We start from the raw sequence: 22,648 nt of genomic DNA, 5'->3' as shown, positions 1-22,648 counted from the left end.
GCGCACATCACCTCGCAGGACAACTCGAAAGCCACTGAACATCTCATGAAAACCCGAATCATCGGGGCGGTCCTCGCCCTCGTCCTCGCGATCGTGGGCGCCTTCTTCCTCATCACGTATGTGAACAATGCGAATGCCCGGGCTCAGAAAGGTGCCGAGCTGACGGAGGTCTACGTCGTGAAGACCGAGATCCCGCGGGGGACCTCCGGTGAAGCGGTCAAGGACTTCGTGGTCACCGACACCGTGCCGAAGCGCAACGAGGTGCCGGATGCAGTCACCGACCTCGCCGACCTTGATGGCCTCCTCGCCTCGGAGAAGCTGCTTCCGGGAGAGCAGCTGAGTGCCGCGCGCTTCGTCACGCCCGAGGGGCTTGCCGCGACCGGTGAGATCCCGGTGCCCAAGGGCATGCAGAAGCTGTCGTTCACCGTGCCGGCCGATCGCGCCGTCGGCGGCGAGATCAAGGCCGGCGACTACATCGGTCTGATCGGTACGGCCGACCCTGACGAGCCAGGCGACCAGGAGGACGTACTCAACCCGCAGTCGCACTTCGCCTTCCACAACGTGCTCGTCACGAGGGTCCAGGGTGTCAGCAAGCCAGCGAAGGAAGGCGAGTCCGCTGAGCAGGCTGCCGGCTCCAAGATCATGCTCACGATCGCCCTGTCGGCGCCGGACGCCGAGCGCTGGGTGTGGTTCACCGAGGGGGACAATGAAGACGACGAGATGGGTCACGCGCAGATCTGGCTGACTCTTGAGAATCCGGACACCGACAACTCCGGAACTCGCTGGGTGACTGGAGCGAACGCCTGGTGACCACCCCGTTCCTCCTCGTCAGCCGATCCGCCGAGTTCGAGACGCGCCTGCGCGACCTGCTCGGCGGGCGGTTGGCCGTCGTGCCGGGAGCGTTCCTGACCTTCGGCGCCGAAGCGACCATCGAGCAGGTCGCCGAAGAGCCGCGCGTCGCCTTCATCGGCCCGGTGGTGAACTTCGACGAGACTCGATCCCTCGCCGACGAACTCCACGCCCGCTACCCGGGCATCGCCCTCGTCGTCGTGCGCGAGCAGAGCAGCGATCTCGAGGACTGGGCCGACGAGCTGCAGCTGCACGCCGTCGTCAGTCCGCTCGCCACCGACGACGAGCTGAAGATGTTCATCGTCGAGGTCGTGCGCTGGGCGATCGTCGAGGGCGGCGCCACGATGGACGAGTTCCGTCCGCGTGCCGGCGGGGCCGACCCGCGCGCGCAGGCGTTCGCCGAGCTCATGGGCATCCCGATCGAGCCCCAGTCAGAACCCGAACCCGGCCCCGCCCCGGAACTCGAGCCAGAGCCAGAACCCGAGGAGCCCACCCCGACCTGGGAGTTCCCGCCCCTCGATTCCGACCAGCGTCCCGAGGCCTTCGCCGTCGTGGCCCCCAAGGGTGGCCAGGGCAAGACCACCGTCTCGATCAACCTCGCCGCCGGCCTCGCGCGCATCGCACCGAACTCCGTCGTGCTGGTCGACGCCGACACCCAGTTCGGCGACATCACCGCGGCCCTCGATCTGCGTCCCGAGGGGACGATCGTCGAGGCGACATCCGATGCGGCATCCGACGAACTCATCCTGAAGACGACCCTGACCCACCATGCCGGGGACTTCTTCGTCGTCGCCAGCGCGCCCTCGCCCGAGCTGGGTGACGCGATCAGGCCGGAGGCGCTCGCGCGCCTCATCCAGCAGCTGCGCGGCATCTTCCGCTACGTGGTCGTCGACACCACGCCCGGGCTCGGCGAGCAGACGCTCACCGTCATCGAGCACGTCACCGACGCGGTCTTCGTCGCCAACCTCGGCGTCCCCGCGCTGCGCGCGCTGCGCACCGAACTCGAGATGCTGCGCACCATCGGCCTGCTGCCCGCCAACCGCCGCATCGTCGTGAACCAGAGCGAGAAGAACGTCGGCATCACCGTGAAGGACGCCGAGCAGATCATCGGGGCCCCTGTGAACGTCGAGGTGCCGCGCTCCTCGGCCGTCGTCCTGGCCGGCAATCGCGGCGTGCCGCTCATCGACGACGACCCGCGCGACGCCGCGGCGCGCGCGCTGATGACGCTCGTCGCGCAGATCGCCCCCGAAGCGAGATCCCGATCAGCGAGGAAGGCCCGCCGATGAGTCTCTATGACCGGCTCAACGCCGCCCGCAACGCGCAGACGACGGATGCTGCGATGACTGCGCCTCCGGTGCACTCCCCCCTCCCCGCACCGGAGGCGCGCCCCTCGGTCGCGCTGCAGAACATCCCGCAGCCGCCACCTCCCACCGGAGCGCCGACGCCTTTGCCGCCGCCGACGGAAGTGACGGATGCAGGACCCTTAGACAAGCTCAGGGACCCCGTGGTTGATGCCTCATTGGCCGATGCCCCCACAGGAGAAGCCCCCGCCGCACCCGCATCCCCCGCGCTGGCTGCGCAGCCCCGGGAACCCGTCATCGACCCGCTCGCGGGTGTCAAGGAGAAGGCCGCGCAGGAGCTGTTCGGCCGAATCGGAGCGCGCCTGAACGACTCCTCTCTCACCGAGGAGCAACTGCACGCCCTCGCCCGCAAGGAGCTCGCCGAGATCGTCGCCGGCGAGCAGCTCGCCCTCACCGTCGCCGAGCGCAAGCGACTGATCGACGACATCAGCGCCGACGTGCTCGGCTACGGACCCCTCGAGCCGCTCCTCGACGACCCGAACGTCACCGAGATCATGGTCAACCGCTTCGACAAGATCTACGTCGAGGTGCGCGGCCGCATCCTGCCCGTCGCCACCCGCTTCACCGGCGAACCGCAGCTGCGCCGGGTGATCGAGCGCATCGTCGCCCGTGTCGGCCGCCGCATCGACGAAGCCTCGCCGATGGTCGATGCACGCCTCGAGGACGGCTCTCGCGTGAACGCCGTCATCCCGCCGCTCGCCGTCGACGGCTCATCGCTCACCGTGCGGAAGTTCGCCGCGACGCCGTACACCGTGAGCGACCTGATCGGCTTCGGCTCACTCACCCCCGAGGTCGCGGCTGTGCTGGATGCCGCAGTCAAGGCAAAGCTCAACGTGATCGTCTCGGGCGGAACCGGCACCGGAAAGACCACGCTCCTGAACGTGCTCTCGGCCTTCATCCCCGGCGACGAGCGCATCGTCACCATCGAGGACGCTGTCGAGCTGCAGCTGCAGCAGGAGCACGTCGTCCGCCTCGAGGCCCGCCCGCAGAACATCGAGGGCCGCGGCGAGGTGACCATCCGCGACCTGGTGCGCAACTCCCTCCGCATGCGCCCAGACCGCATCGTCGTCGGCGAGGTGCGCGGCGCCGAGTCGCTCGACATGCTGCAGGCCATGAACACCGGTCACGAGGGCTCGATCTCGACCATCCACGCGAACTCGTCGCGCGACGCGATCAGTCGCCTCGAGACCCTCGTGCTGATGGCCGGCATGGATCTGCCGCTGCGCGCCATCCGCGAGCAGATCGCATCGGCCGTCGACGTGATCGTGCAGATCCAACGTCACAAGGACGGCGGACGCCGCGTCACGCACGTCACCGAGGTGCACGGCATGGAGGGCGAGATCATCACCCTGCAGGACGCCTTCGCCTTCGACCACTCCGCCGGCTACGACCAAGAGGGTCGCGTGCTCGGCCGCATCAAGCCGACCGGCGTGCGCCCCCGTTTCGCGGAGCGCATCGCCGATGCCGGCATCACGCTGCCCATGTCACTGTTCCAGGAGCACGACTTCGACGCACCGCAGCCGGGGATGCCGCGATGAACCCGGCGCTCCTGCTGGGCGGCATCCTGCTCGGGATGCTGGCGCTGTTCGCGCTGCTGTTCCTGGTGATCGCGCCCGCGCCGCCGCGCGTCGCACGATCGCGCCGGCTCGCACCGGGGCAGGAGCACGTCAGCGCGCTGTCGCGCCTGACCCAGCGAACGACGGATGCGCTGGATGCCGCCGGCGCGAAGCGTCGCAAGCGGCTGTTCGGTGCCGAGGAGCTCGAGCTCGCCGGAATCAAGACCGAACCCTCGGGTTTCCTCATCCTCGTCACCGCCGGCTCCGCGGTGCTCGCCGTGCTCGGTGCTCTGCTCGGACTCTCCAGCGGTCTGTCCCTGTTGCTCGCGATCCTGTTCGCCGTGCTCGGGCCGGTGATCGCGAAGCTGATCGTCAGCTCGCGCACCTCCGCACGGCAGGCGAAGTTCGGCGAGCAGATCGACGATGTGGTGCAGATGATCGCCGGCAGCCTGCGCGCCGGCCACGGCCTGAACCGGGCTATCGCCGCCGTCGCCGCGGAGGCCGAGGAACCGGCATCCGAAGAGCTGACCCGCGTCGTCAACGAGACCCGCCTCGGGCGTCCGCTCGCCGATGCCCTGCGCACCGTCGCCGAGCGGATGAAGAGTCCCGACTTCGAGTGGGTGACGCAGGCGATCGCCATCAGCCAGGAGACCGGGGGCAATCTCGCCGAGGTGCTCGACCAGGTCGGCGCGACCATCCGCGAGCGCGGGCAGATCCGTCGTCAGGTGCGGGCGCTGTCCGCAGAGGGGCGGCTGTCCGCCGTCATTCTGGTGCTATTGCCGATCGGATTGTTCGCCTTCGTGGCACTGGCTAGGCCGGAGTACATCGGGGTCTTCTTCACGAATCCGATTGGGATCATCGCGATCATCGTGGCCGCCATCCTTCTCGTCGTTGGGACGATTTGGGCCTCCTATGCTGTGAAGGTCGAGTTCTGATGCCGATCGCCGTGCTCATCATCGCCGTCGTCACGGCGCTGCTTTTCGGACTGTTCGTGTTTCTGCTGTTCCCGAAGAGCAAGCCGAAGGGCGCGGCTGCTGCGGCCGCCGAGGCGGAGGCAGCGGGAGCCGTCGTCATGCCCGAGGTCGGTCCCGTACAGCAAGCACCGCTCGGAGCCCGCCTGGTGGCAGCTGCGCCGCGGGGATACATCGCCTGGCTGGAGAAGCAGATCGTGTTCGCGGGGCGGCCCGCTGGCTGGACGCCGAACGCGATCGCGGTTTGGAAGATCCTGCTGCCCTTGTCCGGGATCGTGTTCGGGTTGCTCGTGCTCAGCCGAACCGGGGGCACCCAGCTGATGGTGTTGCTTGTCTTCTTCGCCGTGATCCTGCTGTTCTTCCTGCCCGACGTGCTGATCAACTCCCGTGCGCACGACCGGCAGGAGGCGATCAAGAAGGCGCTGCCCGATCTGCTCGACCAGATGACCATCGCCGTCGAGGCCGGGCTCGGATTCGATGCGGCCATGGTCAAGGCCGCCCGCGGCAGCACGGGTCCGCTGGCAGACGAACTGGTCCGCGTGCAGCAGGACATGGCCATCGGCCGCACCCGCCGCGACTCCTTCCACGAACTCGAGAAGCGCACCAGTGTCGAAGAGTTGCGACGCTTCGTGCGCGCCGTCGTGCAGGCCGACGCCTACGGCATCGCGCTCGGCGACGTGCTGCGGGTGCAGGCGGGGGAGATGCGCCTGAAGCGGCGTCAGCGTGCCGAGGAGCAGGCCCAGAAGGTGACCGTCAAGATCCTCTTCCCGCTGATCTTCTGTCTGCTGCCAGTGCTGTTCATTGTGCTCATGACGCCGGCGCTCATCAATATCCTCGACACGTTCGCCGTGTTCGGTTGAACCACTCCGCGATCGTGCCCGGACTATTTCCCCTGATCGCTGCAGCAACTGGTGCGGCCGCCGCAGGTGTCGCGATCGGCTGGTGGCCGCTCTTCCTCTGGGCGACCGACTCGGTCAAGACCGCCACCCTCGGCACGCCGACCCGCGTCGTGACCGCGTCGCTCACCGCGGCATCCTTCGCGCTGCTCACCTGGCTGACGGATCCAGCGATCCTCCCGGCCGTCCTGACCTTCGCGGCCGTCGGCACCGTGCTCGCTGTCGTCGACGTCGCCGAGCGACGTCTGCCGAACACCCTGATCGTGTGGCTGCTCGGCCTGCTCATTCCCGCACTCGCGCTGGCATCCACCCTGACCGGCGACTGGCTGCGCCTGGCCTGGGCGGCCGCGGGCGGAGCCGCGATGTTCGCGTTCTACCTGCTGATGTCGCTCATCTCGCCGAAGTCGATGGGCATGGGCGACGTGAAGCTGGCGGCGCCCATCGGTCTGCTGCTCGGCTGGTTCGGTCTGAGCACCTGGCTGCTCGGCCTGCTGGCCGGCTTCATCTGCGGCGGTGTGATCGCCGTCGTCATGCTCGCCCTGCGCCGGACCACTCTGCGCGGCGCGCTGCCCTTCGGCCCGTCGATGCTGGCGGGCGCGCTGGTCGCACTGCTGCTCGCGGGCTGATTCTGGACCACAGCATCCCCACCCCGTACCTCCCCGCGCCCGGCACCGCCAGCACCACCGCGCTCAGCAGCACCATCACCGGGTACTGGTCGACGAGCTGGTCCGAGCCCCAGTAGAGCATCAGCGTCGCGATGGACGCCAGTGCGGCGAGCCGCGTGAACAGCCCGGCGATCAGCGCAACACCCAGCAGCACCTCGAGCGCGGGGATCGCGAATCCGAACAGCACCGGGACTGCCTGCATCCCGGCATCCAGTGGAGCGAACCACCACGGCGTCCGCGGATTCTGCGCGGCGCCGTCGGCGACGAGCAGGATGTCGGATGCACCGAACCCGGCGCGGTACTTCTCGAAGCCCTCGAGCAGCCACAGCACGCCCACCGCGACCCTGGCCGCGCCGCCGATCAGCGGCCCGGCCAGGGCGGTGCCGCGGATCATGACAGCTTCGCCGCCCCGAACACGGCCTTCGCCTTGTCGCAGTGGATCACGACGTACGAGTACTTAGACACGTCGGCGCCGTCGAGCATGAAGGTCTGCGACGCCTTGTCGAACGCCACCGCGTCGACCAGCATCCCCTCGCCGACGGCAGCCTCATCGGTGCCGTTCGTCAGGTACACGTGCAGGTCGGGACCCTCGTCCGACGAGAAGCCGGAGAGCACGACCTTCCCGTCCTCGACGGCGACCATGCCGCTCACCGTCTTGCCGTTCAGGCCCTCGAACTCGCCCGAGACCTTCGCCATCATCATGTCGTCGGCCGACGCCGACGGCGCCATGCTCTCCTCGCTCATCGGCTTGCTGTCCTTCTCCGCGGTGCCGGCCCCGCTGCAGCCGGCCAGGGCGAGTCCGAGAGCGAGCAGAGCGGTCGCGATCACAGGGGTCCTGCGCATGATGTTCTCCTTCCGCCGGGCGGCGGGATGCCGCATCCGAAGCGTGGGATCGACGTTAGGAACCGAGCGGATGCCGGAGGGCGGAGCTTTCAGAACCGTAAGGACCCTCGGCCGCGAGCGACTGCGCGATTAGCGTTGTCGACATGGAGCAGCCGAACCGCGTCGTGGTCGTCGAGGACGACCCCACCGTGCGCGGCGCGGTGCACGACTACCTGGGCCGGCACGGCTACGCCGTCGACGCCTACGGCGACGGGGTCGCCGCGAGCCAGGCGCTGCGGGAGCGGATGCCCGATCTGGTGATCGTCGACCGGATGCTGCCCGGCATCAGCGGTGACGAGCTTTGCCGCGACATCCGATCACGCAGCGACGTGCCGATCATGATGCTCACCGCGCTCGGCGAGGTGGAGCAGCGCATCGAGGGACTCGAGTCCGGCGCAGACGACTACGTCCCCAAGCCGTTCGCGCTGCGCGAGCTGCTGCTGCGCGCCGACGCCCTGGTGCGCCGCACGAAGGCGTCGCCGGCGCAGGCCGCCTTCACCGCCGGCGACTTCGAGATCGACGCGGCGAGGCGCCGGGCTCGCGTGCGGGGATCCGAGATCTCGCTGACCGGCCGCGAGTACGAGCTTCTGGTGTTCCTGGTCGGGAATCCCGACCGCACACTGCCACGCGAGGAGATCCTGCGCGAGGTGTGGGGGTGGACGGTCGGCGATGCGTCGACGGTCACGGTTCATGTGCGCCGGCTGCGCGAGAAGATCGAGCAGGATCCGCGTGAGCCGCGGTACCTGCACACCGAGTGGGGCGCGGGCTACCGCTTCTCTGTCACCGGGAGCGCAGCCTGATGCCGGAGATGATGCCACTCGGTGCGGTCGACATCCTGCTCATCGCCGGCACCAGCCTGCTGTGCACGGCGGTCGTCTCGGTCATCGGACTGCTCGTGCTGCGCGGCATGCGCCGCAGCACCCTGCTCGTACAGCTGCTCGTGCTGGCATCCGTCGCAGCCGTGTCGATGACGGTGTCGGTGCTGGCGATCTCCCTTGAGATGTACATCTCACCGCATGACCTCAGCGTGCTGGTGTGGGTGATCGGCATCTCGCTGCTGTTCAGCCTCGCCGCCGCCTGGGTGGTCGCGCGCATCGCGCGGCACCGCCTGTCGCGGCTCTCCGCGGCGGTGCGACGGGTGGGGGAGGAGGCCGTCGTCGTCCCGGAGACGCACGGGATGCGAGAGTTCGACGATCTCTCCACAGAGCTCGCGGACGTCTCCTCCCGGCTGCACGCGGCCCGCGAGGAGCTCGAGCAGCTCGACTCCGCCCGCCGGCGCTTCTTCGCCTGGATCTCGCACGACCTGCGGACCCCGCTGACGGCGGTGCGTGCGCTGTCCGAGGCGATCGAGGACGGCGCCTCCTCGCACCCGGAGCGGTACGCGGCCGAGGTGCGGGCCCAGATCGACACGATGAGCCGCATGGTGGACGACCTGTTCGAGCTCTCCAAGCTGACCTCGGGGGCGGTGCGGCTGCGCACGGAGCAGGTCGACCTGCTCGACATCGTCTCGGACGCGGTGGCCGACGTGCGTGCTGCGGCACTGGAGCACGACGTGCGGATCGTGCAGGCGGGGGTCGAGGGGCACGTGCTCTGGGCCGATCCGCACCAACTCGGGAGGATCGTCGTCAACCTGCTCACCAACGCCATCCGGCACGCGCCCGCCGGCACCGAGGTGCTGATCACCGCGGCGGAGATCGACGGCGGGCGTCTCGTGCTCGGCATCCTCGACCACGGCGCCGGCGTCGCCGTGGAGGATCTGGACCGCATGTTCGAGGTGGGCTGGCGCGAGGACTCGGCGCGGGCGGCCGGCCCGGCCGACCCCGTGGCCTCCGGCGCGGGCCTCGGCCTCGCGATCGCGCGCGGCCTCGCCCGCGCGCACGGCGGCGACGTCTACGCGGAGCGCACCGACGACGGATTCCGGATGAACGTCCTCATGCCGACGGAGCCGGATGCCGGATCTCCTGCTCCCGGTGCTCCGCCCGGAACGCCCGCGGGGACACCCCGTTGATCCGGCGGAACTGCCGGGAGAAGTAATAGGGATCCGTGTAGCCCACGGCCCGCGCGATGTCCTGGATGCTCATCCGCGTGGTCAGCAGCAGCTCGCGGGCCTTGGCGCTACGCAGCCGCGTCAGGTACTCGATGACGCCCAGCCCGGTCGTCTGCGCGAACAGCGAGGCGAAGTGCGAGGGGCTGAGGTTCGCCATCGCCGCGAGCTCGGGCACGGTGACGGGCCTCGCGAGGTTCTCGCGCAGGAACGCCGTCGCGGCGCGCACCCGATCACCAGATACGCTTCCCCCGCGCAGTCGATCGGCGGCCAGGTGCGCCAGCAGCTGCCAGGCCGCGCCCGACGCCTCGTAGAGCGACGCCGTCGTGTCATCGACGTCGAGCTTCTCGACCACCTGCGTGATCAGCCCGGTCGCCGCGTACACGTCGTGCAGCGGCAGCACCGGAGTGCCGGAATCCGGCGGCAGCAGCTCGGCGACGTCGCTGCCGGACACGTGCATCCACCAGATGCTCCACGGATCGTCCTGATCGGCCAGGTAGACATGCGGCCGTCCGGCCGCGATCAGGACGGCGTCGCCGGCGCCGACGGGATGCGGCCGGCCCTCGACGATCACCCTGCCGCTCCCGGCGGTGCAGATGATCACGATGGTCTCCAGCGCGCCCTTCGGCCGCACCCGGCCGTGGGCGGCGGCATGCGGGAAGTAGCCGGCATCCGTCACCAGCAGCCGCTGCGTGATCGGCGCTGCGAGCGCGGCGGCGACGATCGGCTGGGGCAGCACCCGAAGGCGCTGGCCGGGGAATCCATCGCGGACGAGCACGGCTCGAACTTTACCGGGTAGATCAGAGTATCGTCCAGGTTCTTCGGAGGAACGCCCATTCTCGGCGGCAGCCGATGCTGCCTAGTCTTCCGGTATGGTCACCGTCGACAGTGAAAACACCCGGTATTCACCTCGTCCTCCTGCCGAGCATCTTCCCGAAGCCCTCACGATCACGCTGTGGGATTTCTCCTGGTACGTCCGCACTGGAGAGGGAGAGCCGTTCCAGGATCTGGACGCCGCAGCCGCCGCGGCGGTGGAACGCGGATACAACACGATCCGCATCTGCGCGATGCCGTTCCTGCTGTTCGGCTCGGGCCTGGACACCGCGGAGGTCTCGCTCGATCGGCTGGGCGGCGAGTACGCGCAGGGGGTGCGCTGGTACGACGTGAAGTCGCCGACCCGGTTCGACGGCCGCGCCAAGCTCGTGGAGCTGTTCGAGGCGTGCCGGCGGCACGGTCTGTTCGTCATCCTCTCGTCGTGGGAGTACCAGCAGTCCGCATCCTTCTCGACCGATGACCGCTGGTGGCGCGCACTCGACGCGGTCGACCCCGAGGACCGCGCCGAACGGCTGGCCGAGTCCTTTTCCGCGATGATCGACTTCCTCGCCGAGCACGGCCTCGACGACCGGATCGCGTTCGTCGAACTGCACAACGAGGTCACCACCGGCCACCTGACCGACGGACTGGAAGCGGTGGACGAGACCGCACGGGTCATCGCGATCGAACCGCGCCTGAGCCGCGGCATCCGGCGGTTCCACGACCTGCAGCCCGAGGTGCCGGTCACCGTCAACTACTCCCGGGTGCCGGTCGGCGCCATGCGTGCGATCCCGGCCGAGGCCGATGTGATCGTGGTGCACCCGTACGTGTACGGCGTGCTGAACGAGGTCACCGAGGCGTTCGACCTGCGCGGCTCGCTCGCCGACTTCCCCCGTGCGGAGGTCGAGCGCGCAGGGCTGCTGCGCCCCGGTGCCCCGGAGGCGACGTCGTGGGTGATCCCCGCCGAGCATGCGTGGAAGATGGACGCCACGATCGTCGGCAAGCCCGAGATCTTCATGCACGACTGGATGGACGCCGAGGCGTTCGACCGCTACCTGTACGAGCGGTACGAGAGCCACCGTGTGGAGATGCACCGGGTGCTGTCGATCTGGCTCGAGGTCGCGGCGGACGCCGCTGCGGCGCGCGGCGTGCCCCTCGTCTTCGGCGAGGGCTGGGTGGGATACACGCCGCTGCACAGCTGGTTCGAGGAAGGGCCGGTCGGCGCGGCGTACTGCCGGTTCGCCGTCGCCGAATCGGCGCGGGTCGGGGCCTGGGGCACGATCGTGTGCTCGAACGCCGCTCCGCACCACCCGATGTGGGGCGAGACCGCACTCCAGCAGGAGTGCAACGAGTTGTTCATCCGAACCCGGACACCGCGGTGATCCGGTCATCGTCGAGGAGGACGATCATGGCAGACAAGTGGGAGATGTCCCGGCGCGGTTTTCTGCTGGGCACACTGGGCGCGGGGGCGATGGTCCTGTCGTCCTGCGCGACGGGCGGATCGACCGGTGGCGGCGGAGGCGGCGGCAATGGGATCGTGCTGCAGTCCTCGCTCTCCGATCCTGCGCCGAAGGCGGCACTCGAGTCGCTCGTGTCCGACTACAAGGGCGGCAAGGTCACGCTGAACACGGTCGCGATCGAGCAGTTCCGCGCGCAGCTGTCTACGTACCTGACCTCGGCCAACCCGCCGGACGTGCTGACCTGGTACGCCGGCTCGGTCGCACGCGACTACGCCAGCAAGGGCTACCTGCTGGACATCTCCGACATGTGGGAGGGCTCTGGTGCGGCATCCGGCTACTCGAAGGCGCTGAAGGACCTCTCGACCTCCGACGACGGCAAGCAGATCTTCATGCCCACCAACTACTACTGGTGGAGCGTGTTCTTCCTGAAGTCGAAGTTCAAGGAATGGGGCGTCGAGCCGCCCACGACGTGGGACGGGTTCATCTCGCTGTGCGACAGGCTCAAGAAGGACGGCATCAACCCCCTAGCCAACGGCATCGGCTCGACGCCGTGGATGGCCTCCGGCTGGTTCGACATCCTCAACCTGCGCGTGAACGGAGCCGACTTCCACAAGGAGCTCCTCGCGGGCAAGCACTCCTTCGACAGCTCCGAGGTGCGCAAGACCATGTCGTACTACGCGCAGCTGGTGCCGTACTTCGACCCGAACATGGCGTCCTACGCCTGGCAGGATGCGGTGACCCCGCTGGTGCAGGGCAAGGACGCGATGTACCTCACCGGCGCGTTCATCAGTCAGAACATCACCGAGGGCGACCCCGACGACCTCGACTTCTTCACCGTCCCGGTGATCGACGAGTCGATCCCTCGCGCCGAGGAGGCGCCCACCGACGGCTACTTCGCCAGCTCGAAGACGAAGGACCCCAAGGCGACCAAGGAGTTCCTCGCGTACCTGGCGAGTCCCGAGTCGCAGCAGCAGTTCATCGAGGCGTCCAAGTCCTCGAACCTGCCGACGTCACCCGACGTCGACACCAGCAAGTTCTCGCCGCTGGTGCGGAAGGGGCTGGAGATGCTGAACAGCACGGATCAGATCACCCAGTTCTTCAACCGCGACTCGTCGGACGCCCTTCAGACGACGGCGGACACGGCGCTGACGAAGTTCCTGGCCCAGCCCAAGGACGTCGACGCCATCCTGAAGGACTGGCAGGCGGCGGCACAGCGAGTCTTCGACTCATGACCACGTTGACCGCGGGCCGGGTGGACGATGCCACGGCGCTGATCACGACCGGACGGCCGCGCCGGGGACCACGGCGCGTGCCGGCACTGGTGTGGGCGTTCCTGCTGATCCCCCTCGCCGTCGAACTAGGGCTCGTCTTCTGGCCCGCGGCCAACAGCTTCTACATCTCCCTCACGAAGTGGAACGGCGCCGGAGCGCCGGAGTTCATCGGCCTGAAGAACTTCCAGAACCTGATGACCGACCCGGTCTTCGGCACCGCCCTCGTCAACAACATCATCTGGGTGGTCGGGTTCGGCGGGGCATCCGTCGCCCTCGGCCTGCTGCTCGCCGTCGTGCTGAACAAGCCGCGCCGGGGCGTCGGCATCTACCGCAGCGCGATCTACCTGCCGATGGTGTTCTCACTCGCGGTCACCGGACTGTTCTGGCGGCTGCTCTACCAGCCCGACGGCGCGGTCAACACGATCCTCGGCGCGATCGGCCTGGAGAGCTGGGAGCGGCAGTGGCTGGCCGACCCGAACCTCGCGCTGTACGCGGTCCTCATCGCCGCGGTCTGGCGGCAGGTCGGCTACATCATGGTGCTCTACCTGGCGGGTCTGAAGGGCGTGGATCCGGCGCTCGAGGAGGCAGCGGCGGTGGACGGCGCGAGCCCCTGGCAGCGGTTCTGGCGCATCGTGATGCCGCAGCTGAAGGGCGTCAGCGCGATCGTGTTCGCGGTCACCGTCATCGATTCGCTGCGCACCTTCGACATCGTGTGGTCGATGACGCGCGGCGGGCCGTACAACTCCACGCAGCTGCTGTCGACCTACATGTATCAGACCAGTTTCAGCGTGGTCGACCTCGGCTACGGATCCGCGATCGCCGTGGTGATCTTCCTGCTGGCGATCCTGTTCATCATCGGATACCTCGTGCGGGCGTCGAAGGAGGAGGACTGACATGAGCACGACTCTCGCGCCTCCTGCCGTCGCGGCGACCGCGGCCCCGGCTCCGCGCCGGAGGAAGAAGCGGAGCTGGGTCTTCCACGCCGTCATGTCGCCGGTGGCGATCCTCTGGGTCCTGCCGATGGTGTTCGTGGTCGTCGTGGCGTTCCGCTCCTTCGGGGACATCACCGCGAACGGCCTCGGCTCGCTGCCGAAGTCCTTCACGCTGGACGGCTTCGTGACGGTCTTCCAGCAGGGACTGGGCGGCGGTCAGGCGATCGTGAACAGCGTGATCGTCACCGTGTTCACGGTGTTCTTCTCGCTGCTGCTGGCGTCCTGGGCGGCGTTCGCGCTCAGCCGGCACGAGATCCCCGGACGTCGAGGAATCCTGCTGCTCATGCTCGCGGGCAACCTGCTGCCTCCGCAGATCCTGCTCATCCCGGTGGCCCGCATCTGCGAGAGCCTCGGCATCGCCGACACGCTGCTCGCGCTGATCATCGTGCAGGTCGCGTTCGGTCTGGGCTTCTACACGTTCGTGCTGCACGGTTTCATGCGCTCCATCCCCGCGGAGATCTTCGAGGCCGCCCGGGTCGACGGCGCCGGCCCCATCCGCACCTACCTGCAGATCGCCCTTCCGCTGTGCCGGCCGTCGCTGGCCGCGCTCGCCGCACTCGCGACGACCTGGATCTGGAACGACCTGCTGTGGGCGCTGACCGTGTTGCGCACCGAGTCGAAGTTCCCGATCACCGCGGAGCTGCTGAACATCCAGGGCGGTTTCGTGAGCCAGTGGAACGTGGTCGCGGCGGGCGCGGTGATCGCCGCCATCCCGACGGCGATCGTGTTCTTCGTGTTCCAGAAGCAGTTCGTCTCGGGCCTCGCGATCGGATCGGGCAAATGAGCGGCGGCCAGTGGACGCTGCGCACCGCGCGCACACGCTATGTGATCAGCCTCACCGAGGACGGCCGCAACGTGCTGCTGGACCACTGGGGTCCGGACATCGGGGAGGTGCCCCGGTACGCCCAGCCGGACCGCCTCGTCGGGCACGTCACCGAGGTGGACGTCCTGCCGCTCGAGTACGCCTCGGCAGGGCAGCGGCACACCGCCTTCAGCGAGCTGCGCGTGGAACGCGCGGACTTCGGCACGGGTGCGATCTGGTCCTTCGACTCGACGGCGACCGTGTCTGAAGCGGCGGACGGGGATGAACTGGTCCTTTCCGCGGTCGACGAGTCCGGCGCGCTGCAGCTGCAGCTGCGCTATCGGACGTCGGGCGCGCACGACGTCGTCACGCGCAGCATCACGATCAGCAACGGCGGCGCCGATGCGGTCACCCTGCCGCGGGCGTTCTCGGCCGGATGGAACCTGCCCGTCGGGCAGCGCGTCCGCCTCGACTACCTCGCCGGCTCCTGGGCGCGGGAGTTCCAGCGTCGCAGCATCGACCTGAGCTGGGGCACCTTCTCGATCGGCAGCCGGGACGGCATCACCGGGCTGCGGTTCAGCCCCGTCGTCGCGGTCACCGGGCTCGATGACGGCGAGCACGCACCGCGCGCCGGCACGGCGCCGGCGTACGGCGTGGCGCTCGCCTGGAGCGGTTCCTGGCGGATCAACGTGGATGCCGGAGCCGTGGGCGAGCACGTCCGGGTCTCGGCGGGCATCGACGAGGACACCACGACCGTCACGCTCCTGTCAGGGGAGTCCTTCACCGCCCCCGAGAGCCTCGGCGTGTACGCGGCCGACGGTGCGGACGCGTTGCCGGGGCTCTGGCACGAGTATCAGCGCACCCTGCGGCGCGAGGTGCACCGGCCCGTCGTGTACAACTCCTGGATGGCGACGGAGTTCGACGTGAACGTCGCCCAGCAGGCCGAGCTCGCGCGCCTCGCCGCTGCGCTCGGCGTGGAGACCTTCGTGGTGGACGACGGCTGGTTCCTGGGCCGGGACGACGATCGGGGCGGACTCGGCGACTGGAGTCCCGACCCGCGGAAGTTCCCGGACGGACTCACCGGACTCACCGACATCGTGTCGGAACTCGGCATGGACTTCGGCCTCTGGGTCGAGCCCGAGGCGGTCAGCCCCGCCAGCCGGCTGTACGCGGAGCATCCGGACTGGATCTACCGGGCCGACGGCCGTCCGCTGCTGACGGTGCGCAACCAGTACGTGCTCGACCTCGGCCGCGACGAAGTCGTCGGCTGGATCGAGCACACCCTGCGCGAGCTGCTGCGCTCCGCCCCGATCCGCTATCTCAAGTGGGACATGAACAGGACCGTCTCCGACGGAGGCCGGCCCGGCGACCCGCACGGCCGGGAGTGGGCCGTGCAGCACGCCCGCGGCTATCACCGCGTCATGCGGATGCTGCGGACGGAGTTCCCCGACGTGATCGTCGAGGCGTGCGCGAGCGGAGGCGGACGCATCGACAACGCCGTGCTGGCGCTGTCCGACGTGGTCTGGCCCAGCGATCAGGTGGGAGCGAGGGATCGGCTGGTCATCCAGGACGGCTTCCTGCGCGCCTACCCCGCCTGGGCGATGAGCTCCTGGGTGACCGACGATCCCGGGCATCGTGATCGCCGGCCCGTGTCGCTGGGGTACAGGTTCGCCGTGGCGATGGCGGGGGTGCTCGGCATCGGGTCCGACCTGCAGGGGTGGTCCGCGCAGGAGCACGAGGAGGCGCGGCGGATGATCGCCGTCCACAAGGACATCGGGCGGGTGGTCCAGGACGGCACGGTCCGCACGGTCGGCTCACCTCACGACGACCTGTACACCGTGGTCTTCCGCGGTCCGGAGGACGACCCGCGCGTGGTGGTGCTCGTCTTCGACAGCGATCGCGATCGCAGCAGAGACCGCGAGACACCCCGTGTGCACCCGGCGGGTCTCGACCCGGACCGGGTGTACCGGGTGGAGCAGACCGGCGAACGCGTGACGGCGGCTTCCGCGACAGCCCTCGGCGTACGGGTTCCGTTCGCCTGGGCGGCGGATGCGGAAGTGCTGGTGCTGACCCCGGTCGGGTGAGATCGCACGCCGGGACGCCGCCCAGCGGCGCCGTCGGCCGTGCCCGCAGAGCAGAAGGTTCGAAGAGGAAGGACGCGTGGAGATGCCCCGCGAGGAGACAGCGCTGAACGACGAGGTGCGCGAGCTGCGCGATGAGCACGAGGCCCGCCCGCCCGCCGCGCTGCAGGCGCGCCTGGACGCCGGCGAGGCGATCGTGTGGGAGTCGACCCTGATCCTGCCCACCTACGAGCCCGATGAGCCCTCGCGCTTCCCGATGTACCTGGACAACCGCGTGTACCAGGGCTCGAGCGGGCGCGTGTATCCGATGCCCTTCGTCGAAGGCGTGGCCCGCGAAGCCACGGACCATGCCTGGCGGGCCGTGCACCTGGAGAACCGGTACATCAGGGTCACGGTGCTTCCCGAGCTCGGCGGGCGCATCTACACCGGGTACGACAAGACCACCGGATACGACTTCTTCTATCGCAACCACGTCATCAAGCCGGCACTGGTCGGCCTCGACGGTCCGTGGATCAGCGGGGGCGTCGAGTTCAACTGGCCGCAGCACCACAGGCCGGGCACCTACTTCCCGACGGACGCCGACCTGGTGCTCGGGGACGACGGCTCGGCGACGGTGTGGTGCCGCGACCACGACCCGTTCGCCCGGATGACCGGCATCCACGGCATCCGCCTGCACGCCGACCGCTCGGTCGTCGAGATCCTCGGCAGGTTCCACAACCGTACCGAGCAGATGCAGACCTTCCTGTGGTGGGCGAACGCGGCCGTGCGCGTGCACGACGACTACCAGTCGTTCTTCCCTCAGGATGTCGGCTTCGTCGCCGACCACGCGCGGCGGGCGATCACCGCGTTCCCGCAGGCCGACCGTCCCTACTACGGCGTGGACTACCCGGCGGCCGCGGCCGAGCGCCCCGGCGCCGACCGCATCGACCGGTACGCGAACATCCCGGCGCCGACGTCGTACATGGTGGTCGACACGAAGGGCGAGTTCTTCGGCGGGTACGACCACGCCGCCGGCGCGGGCGTCGTGCACTGGGCCGACCGGCGGATCTCGCCGGGTAAGAAGCAGTGGACCTGGGGCGACTCGCCGTTCGGGCACGCCTGGGACCGGCACCTCACCGACGCCGACGGCCCCTACGTCGAGCTCATGGCCGGCGTGTACACCGACAACCAGCCGGACTTCTCCTGGCTGCGGCCCGGCGAGGTGAAGCGCATGCGCCAGGTGTGGTTCCCGATCCCGGCGATCGGGATCGCGCACCAGGCGAACGAAGACGCCGCGCTGCACGTGTCGCTCGAGGAGCCCGGCTTCGCCGGCATCCGTCTGGCCGTGACGCGCCCCACGGCCGCGACGGTGCGCGTACTCGTCGGGCGCGATCAGATCTGGTCGGACGCCGCCGATGTGGCGCCAGGCCAGGTCGCGGAGTTCCGTCTCGCGCTTCCCGAGGGGACGGATGCCGCAGACGTGCGCGTAGAGGTGCGCTCCGGAACCCGGCTCGTGCTGGAGTGGCGCCTGCTCGAGGGCAGTGCGGAGGAGCCCTGGCTGGCGACCGTGCCGCCGTCTCCGGCCGAGACCGGCAGCGTCGACGAGCTCTATCTCACCGGCCTGCATCTGGAGCAGTACCGGCATCCGACCCGTTCGCCGCTGCCGTACTGGCAGGAGGCGATCCGCCGTGACCCCGGCGACTCCCGCACGCGGCTCGCGCTCGCCTGGCGCGCGTATCGCAGCGGAGCGTATGCCGAGGCGGAGGAGCACCTGCGCATCGCGATCGCCAGGGCGACGGCACGCAACGAGCGGCTCCGCGATACCGAGCCGTACTACCTGCTCGGACTGGTGCTCATCCGCCTCGATCGGCCGGAAGAGGCCGCGGAGGCGTTCGGCCGGGCGTCGTGGGACGGCGCCTGGCACCGCGCGTCGGCCTTCGAAGGCGCCTGTCTACTGGCGCGGAACGGCTTGGTCGCGCAGGCGCGACGCGATGGGGATGCCGCCGCGGCGGACGGCTCGGAGCCGCGGCTCGCCGCGCTGCGCATCGTGCTCGCTCGCCGTGACGGCGACCCGGATGCTGCGGCGGACGTGCTCACGGCGGAACTGGCCGCCGGGATTCCGGACGACCTGATCCGCTACTTGGCGGCGGGAACGCTGCCATCGGACGGCGGTCGCCTGATCGACCTCGCGCTCGACCTCGCCCGCTTCGGCGAGCGGGACGCCGCGCTGTCGGTGCTGCAGGAGGCGGCTCTCGCGCCCGCGACGCCGACGGGCGGTCATGCGGCCATCGCCCACTACCTGCGCGCCTGCCTGCTGGAGGCATCCGGTCGGTCGGGCGAGGCTGCCGCGGCGCGGTCGGATGCCCGCGGCGCGGACCGCCGCTGGGTGTTCCCCGCGGGGCTCGACGTGCACGACGCGCTCGTCGCGGCGCTCCGCGCCGACCCGGAGGACGCGGTCGCCGCGGACCTGCTCGGCAGACTGCTGTACCAGGAGGGACGCCGCGTCGAGGCGTCCGTGCTCTGGGAGCGAGCGGTCGCGGGCGGCGCGCAGGACCCGGTGCTGCTGCGCAACGCCGGACTGGCGGCCTACAACGTCGCCCACGACGACGCGCTCGCCTGGGCGCGATACGAGCAGGCGCGCGCGGCCGCCCCTGACGACGCGCGGCTGCTGTCGGAGCAGGACCAGTTGGCCGAGAAGCTCGGGCATCCCGCCGAGCAGCGCCTCGCCCGGCTGCGTGCGTCCGCGGACCTCGTCGCGCAGCGTGACGACCTCGCCGTCGCGTACGCGGAACTGCTGCGTCTGACCGGCGACCCGCAGGGGGCGCTGGAGTGGATCGACTCCCGCAGCTTCCAGCCCTGGGAGGGCGGGGAAGGGCGGGTGCTCGCCGCCTGGGACGCAGCCAGGGCCGCGCTCGGCCTGCCGGTCGCCGACCCGCCGGAGAACCTCGGAGAGCAGCGGCCGATGGCCGTCCCGCCCGCTGCCGTGCACGAGGACGGCAGCACCGACTACTTCGCGACGAGCCTGCCCGAGTCGATGCTGTTCCATCGAGACGTCGAGTGATGACCCTCATCGAACTGCAGGCCCCCGGCGTCGCGGCGGTGATCGCCCCGGATCTCGGCGGGCGCGTGCTGTCGCTGCGGTTCGACGGCGCGGAAGTGCTCTGGCACGACCCCGCGCTGCTGGACGACGACCTCCGCCCGCGAGGAGAGCCGGATCGCGCGCCGCTCGGTGCGGGCTTCGCGCGCTGGCGCAACTGGGGCGGCGAGAAGACCTGGCCGGCCCCGCAGGGGTGGGACGGCGACGGCTGGCCCGGTCCACCGGACGGCGTGCTAGACGGCGGCCCCTATGAGGCGATCCACCGGTCCGACCGTGTCGTGCACCTGCGCAGCGCGGTCGAACCGGCCACGGGCCTTCGCATCGAGCGGCGGATGCGGGTCGAACCCGGTGCGCTGGAGGTCACCAGCACCGTGCGGAACGAGTCGGATGCTCCGGCGTCCTGGGCCGCCTGGAGCGTCGCGCAGTGCGCGTTCGACGACACGGACGTGACATCGGATGCCGCGGGGATCCGGGTCGGTGTCGTGGGTTCCGCGGATCCGGTCGTGCTGTTCGCGCCGATCGGGACGATCGGCTGGCACCGTGCGCCGGGGCGGATCGTCGTGCCGTTCGCCCGCGCGGTGGGCAAGCTCGGCTTCCCGGACGCGACCGGGGCGGTGTCGCTCGTGCGTGGCGACGGGCGCGGCGTCACGATGTCCTTCGCGGTGCAGGGCGATGCCGGCTATCCGGACGGGGCGCCGTTCCAGCTCTGGTCGCAGACGCCGGTCGACGGGCCGCTCCCCGGACTCGACGGACTCCGTGCGGACGCCGCCTACGTGGAGCTTGAGGCGCTGTCACCGCGCCGTCCCCTGGAGCCGGGAGACCACGTGGATCTCGTGGTCCGCTGGAGCGGGCTGGGCCGAGCAGGTCACTGAGCCTGCCTGGGTCCCTGAGCCTGCCGAAGGGCCCCAGTAGGCTGACGCCGTGACCCCGGACCCCACAGACGCCGTGACTGCCGAACCCCGAGGCCGTGCCGGCATCATCACCCGCATCCGGCGCATGGCCACGCACGGGATCTCCCAGGTGCCCTGGCCGGTCTCCATCGTCGTGAGCATCGCCGCGATCGTCCTCGGCGCAGTGCTGATCGTCCGGCCCACGACCTCGCTCGGCGTGCTCGCGATCCTCATCGGAGCGGGACTGGTGGTCGCCGGCGTCCTCGAGTTCGTGCTGCCGGGCATCCGCCGTACGGGACTGCGGATGCTGGTCGCGATCGCCCTGGTGCTCACGGGCCTTGTCGTGCTGGTCCTGCCGGGGCTGACCGTGCGAGGACTCGCGCTGGTCGTCGGCATCGCCCTGATCGCACGCGGCGCGATCGGCGTCGTGCTGGCGCTCGGCGAGCGCGGCCTCACCCTCGACAGACGCATCTCCGAGACTCTGCTCGGCGTCGCGGCGATCGCCTTCGGAATCCTCTCCCTGGTCTGGCCGGACATCACCCTGCTCGTCGTCGCCGTCGTGTTCGGCGCGACCCTCGTCCTCACCGGCATCGGCGCGGTGGTCGCGCTGTGGCGGAAGCGCCGCGATGCGGCATCCGAACCGCCCATCGACGTGCCGGGCATCGACGAACCAGGCATCGACGGGCCATCTGTCGACGAATCGAGCGCCGACGTGCTGGGCGCCGACGAGTTGCGCGCCGACGAACCGCCTGCCGACGAACCGCCTGCCGACGAGCCGCGCGCCGACGAGCCGCGCGCCGAAACCGTCGCGCGACGCTGGATGCGCACGATCGGCGCCCTGTGCGCAGTCGCGCTCGCCGCAGGCGCGCTCGTCGCGAGCGTCACGCTGCGCGAGGGCAGCCCCGTGGTCGACGACTTCTACGCCGCACCGCGCACAGTGCCAGGAGAGCCGGGGAAGCTGATCCGCGCGGAGGCGTTCACCCGCGGCATCCCGGACGGCGCCGTGGCCTGGCGCATCCTCTACACGACCACCCACGGCGACGGAACAGCGGCGGTCGCGAGCGGCATCGTCGTCGCGCCGGACGACGGCGACGCGCATCCGGTGATCGCCTGGCATCACGGCACCACCGGGTTCGACGAGTCCTGCGCGCCGTCGCTGGCCACCGACCCGTTCGGCTCGGGCGCGATGTTCGTGCTCGACGATGTGATCGCGCGCGGCTGGACGATGGTCGCCACCGACTACATCGGCCTCGGCACCGAAGGGCCGCATCCGTACCTGATCGGCGAGGACAGCGCCCGCGCCGAGCTCGACGCCGTGCGCGCAGCACGCGACCTGGACGGCACGCGGCTCACCGATCAGACCGTCGCATGGGGGCACTCCCAGGGCGGTGGCGCCGCGCTGTGGAGCGGCGCGATCGCCGGGGACTACGCCCCGGACGTGCCGCTGGACGGCGTCGTCGCGCTCGCTCCCGCGAGTGATCTCACCGCGCTCGTGGCGCACCTGCCCGACGTGACCGGCGGCAGCGTGTTCGCGTCGTTCGTGATGAGCGGATACAGCGGCATGTACCCCGAAGTCACGTTCCGCGAGTACATCCGCCCCGGCGCCGAGGTGACCGTGCGTGAGATGGCGCGGCGCTGCCTGGCGGCACCGGACATGCTCGTCTCTGTGCTCTCGCTGCTCGCCCTCACTGATGACCCCGAGATCTTCCGCAAGGACCCGGCGACCGGACCTCTCGGCGACCGGCTGGCGCAGAACACCCCGCCGTCGCAGTCCGACGTCCCGGTGCTGCTCGGGCAGGGCATGGCAGACGACCTGATCGGCTTCGACATGCAGTCCGCCTACGCCTCAGGACTCTGCGGGGCGGGGACGTACATCGACTTCCGCGGCTACGACGGCCGCGATCATCTCTCGCTCGTCGCCGCAGACTCTCCTGCGATGGATGACGTGTTCGCGTGGACCGCCGACAGGCTCGACGGAGTGGAGGCTTCGGCCGCCTGTGCCGCAGGCTGATTGTCCGCCGGGCGGCATAGGCTGGACC

The 22,648-nt window shown here is 69.9% G+C and carries 19 protein-coding genes; 16 read left to right on the top strand and 3 right to left on the bottom strand.

Annotated features, from left to right (window positions below):
- Nucleotides 1-45: 45 nt before the first annotated feature.
- Genes cpaB through GON06_RS16320 form a run of 6 tightly spaced genes read left to right on the top strand, consistent with a single transcriptional unit; the run spans nt 46 to nt 6,259 of the window.
- Nucleotides 46-810 carry a Flp pilus assembly protein CpaB gene (cpaB, locus tag GON06_RS16345; RefSeq protein WP_157313376.1) on the top strand — a complete coding sequence of 255 codons (765 nt, stop codon included), beginning with the start codon at nt 46-48 and terminating at the stop codon, nt 808-810.
- The gene (locus tag GON06_RS16340; protein WP_157313375.1) at nt 807-2,135 is read left to right on the top strand and encodes an AAA family ATPase; all 1,329 of its coding nucleotides are present in this window, start codon (nt 807-809) and stop codon (nt 2,133-2,135) included. The genes cpaB and GON06_RS16340 overlap by 4 nt, the downstream gene beginning before the upstream one ends.
- Nucleotides 2,132-3,748, top strand: a complete 1,617-nt coding sequence (locus GON06_RS16335) for a CpaF family protein (protein ID WP_157313374.1) — start codon at nt 2,132-2,134, stop codon at nt 3,746-3,748. The genes GON06_RS16340 and GON06_RS16335 overlap by 4 nt, the downstream gene beginning before the upstream one ends.
- Nucleotides 3,745-4,701 carry a type II secretion system F family protein gene (locus tag GON06_RS16330; RefSeq protein WP_157313373.1) on the top strand — a complete coding sequence of 319 codons (957 nt, stop codon included), beginning with the start codon at nt 3,745-3,747 and terminating at the stop codon, nt 4,699-4,701. The genes GON06_RS16335 and GON06_RS16330 overlap by 4 nt, the downstream gene beginning before the upstream one ends.
- Nucleotides 4,701-5,597: a type II secretion system F family protein gene (locus tag GON06_RS16325; RefSeq protein WP_157313372.1), complete on the top strand. Its 897-nt coding sequence runs from the start codon at nt 4,701-4,703 to the stop codon at nt 5,595-5,597. The genes GON06_RS16330 and GON06_RS16325 overlap by 1 nt, the downstream gene beginning before the upstream one ends.
- Nucleotides 5,594-6,259: a prepilin peptidase gene (locus GON06_RS16320; protein WP_157313371.1), complete on the top strand. Its 666-nt coding sequence runs from the start codon at nt 5,594-5,596 to the stop codon at nt 6,257-6,259. The genes GON06_RS16325 and GON06_RS16320 overlap by 4 nt, the downstream gene beginning before the upstream one ends.
- Here GON06_RS16320 and GON06_RS16315 read toward each other — a convergent pair.
- Both GON06_RS16315 and GON06_RS16310 read right to left on the bottom strand, forming a co-directional pair.
- Nucleotides 6,162-6,692 carry a DoxX family protein gene (locus GON06_RS16315; RefSeq protein WP_157313370.1) on the bottom strand — a complete coding sequence of 177 codons (531 nt, stop codon included), beginning with the start codon at nt 6,690-6,692 and terminating at the stop codon, nt 6,162-6,164. The genes GON06_RS16320 and GON06_RS16315 overlap by 98 nt on opposite strands.
- Nucleotides 6,689-7,141, bottom strand: a complete 453-nt coding sequence (locus GON06_RS16310) for a DM13 domain-containing protein (RefSeq protein WP_157313369.1) — start codon at nt 7,139-7,141, stop codon at nt 6,689-6,691. The genes GON06_RS16315 and GON06_RS16310 overlap by 4 nt, the downstream gene beginning before the upstream one ends.
- A gap of 143 nt (nt 7,142-7,284) precedes the next feature.
- Here GON06_RS16310 and GON06_RS16305 point away from each other — a divergent pair, with 143 nt between their 5' ends.
- Entirely contained in the window at nt 7,285-7,980 is a 696-nt protein-coding gene (locus GON06_RS16305; protein ID WP_157313368.1) for a response regulator transcription factor, read from the top strand.
- Nucleotides 7,980-9,188, top strand: coding sequence for a sensor histidine kinase (locus GON06_RS16300; protein WP_232528516.1), 1,209 nt, complete (start codon nt 7,980-7,982; stop codon nt 9,186-9,188). Before GON06_RS16305 ends, GON06_RS16300 begins: the two co-directional genes overlap by 1 nt.
- On the opposite strand, the gene GON06_RS16295 is transcribed toward GON06_RS16300, so the two are convergent.
- Nucleotides 9,112-10,002 (bottom strand): AraC family transcriptional regulator, encoded by an 891-nt coding sequence (locus tag GON06_RS16295; RefSeq protein ID WP_332837645.1) that lies wholly within the window; start codon nt 10,000-10,002, stop codon nt 9,112-9,114. The genes GON06_RS16300 and GON06_RS16295 overlap by 77 nt on opposite strands.
- Before the next feature lie 94 nt (nt 10,003-10,096).
- Here GON06_RS16295 and GON06_RS16290 point away from each other — a divergent pair, with 94 nt between their 5' ends.
- From GON06_RS16290 to GON06_RS16255, 8 genes are all read left to right on the top strand, one after another.
- Nucleotides 10,097-11,419, top strand: coding sequence for a cellulase-like family protein (locus GON06_RS16290; protein WP_157313367.1), 1,323 nt, complete (start codon nt 10,097-10,099; stop codon nt 11,417-11,419).
- Between the two features lie 26 nt (nt 11,420-11,445).
- Nucleotides 11,446-12,729, top strand: coding sequence for an ABC transporter substrate-binding protein (locus GON06_RS16285; protein WP_157313366.1), 1,284 nt, complete (start codon nt 11,446-11,448; stop codon nt 12,727-12,729).
- Complete coding sequence (locus tag GON06_RS16280) at nt 12,726-13,661, top strand: carbohydrate ABC transporter permease (protein WP_157313365.1); 936 nt, start codon at nt 12,726-12,728, stop codon at nt 13,659-13,661. The genes GON06_RS16285 and GON06_RS16280 overlap by 4 nt, the downstream gene beginning before the upstream one ends.
- A 1-nt stretch (nt 13,662) precedes the next feature.
- Complete coding sequence (locus GON06_RS16275; RefSeq protein WP_198346735.1) at nt 13,663-14,544, top strand: carbohydrate ABC transporter permease; 882 nt, start codon at nt 13,663-13,665, stop codon at nt 14,542-14,544.
- On the top strand, nt 14,541-16,646 hold the full coding sequence (locus tag GON06_RS16270) for an alpha-galactosidase (RefSeq protein WP_157313364.1): 2,106 nt from the start codon (nt 14,541-14,543) through the stop codon (nt 16,644-16,646). The genes GON06_RS16275 and GON06_RS16270 overlap by 4 nt, the downstream gene beginning before the upstream one ends.
- Nucleotides 16,647-16,728: 82 nt before the next feature.
- Nucleotides 16,729-19,683 (top strand): DUF5107 domain-containing protein, encoded by a 2,955-nt coding sequence (locus GON06_RS16265; RefSeq protein ID WP_232528547.1) that lies wholly within the window; start codon nt 16,729-16,731, stop codon nt 19,681-19,683.
- On the top strand, nt 19,683-20,591 hold the full coding sequence (locus GON06_RS16260; protein ID WP_157313362.1) for a DUF4380 domain-containing protein: 909 nt from the start codon (nt 19,683-19,685) through the stop codon (nt 20,589-20,591). Before GON06_RS16265 ends, GON06_RS16260 begins: the two co-directional genes overlap by 1 nt.
- Before the next feature lie 49 nt (nt 20,592-20,640).
- Nucleotides 20,641-22,620, top strand: coding sequence for a lipase family protein (locus tag GON06_RS16255; RefSeq protein WP_157313361.1), 1,980 nt, complete (start codon nt 20,641-20,643; stop codon nt 22,618-22,620).
- Nucleotides 22,621-22,648: the final 28 nt, after the last annotated feature.

This window comes from Microbacterium sp. MAH-37 (assembly GCF_009758255.1).
Classification (GTDB): Bacteria; Actinomycetota; Actinomycetes; order Actinomycetales; family Microbacteriaceae; genus Microbacterium.
Note: the sequence above shows the minus strand (reverse complement) of the source record. Positions and strands in the feature narration are given on the sequence as shown.